General features: G+C 45.7%; 1 pseudogene. It reads right to left on the reverse strand.

The features are described 5' to 3' along the window. Positions 1–418: pseudogene (locus EQG63_RS12285) on the reverse strand (hypothetical protein); the annotation flags it as partial.

The raw sequence follows: 418 nt of genomic DNA on the forward strand, positions 1-418 counted from the left end.
GTATACGTTCCTGGAGTAGATGTACTTGGGGTAATTGCTCCTGTTGTCGCGTTTATTGTTAATCCTGCTGTAGAAGCATAACTTCCTCCTGTGTATGCACCTGTCCCTGTTAAAGTAACTCCTTGTGCCACTGCATTATCAGTACAGAATGGTGTGCCATAACTAATACTTGCTGTTGGTAAAGCAGTGATTGTTACACTTGTTGTTACTGGTACTGCCGCACAACCTCCACTAGCTGGAATGGTATACGTTACGGTATACGTGCCTGGTGTGGATGTACTTGGGGTAATGGCTCCCGTTGCAGCATTGATAGATAATCCTGCTGTAGAGGCATAAGTACCTCCGGTGTAAGCACCCGTTCCTGTCAAAGTTACTGCTTGTGCCGCTGCATTATCAGTACAGAATGGTGTACCATAAC

The organism is Flavobacterium amnicola, from assembly GCF_004122165.1.
Taxonomy (GTDB): Bacteria; Bacteroidota; Bacteroidia; order Flavobacteriales; family Flavobacteriaceae; genus Flavobacterium; species Flavobacterium amnicola.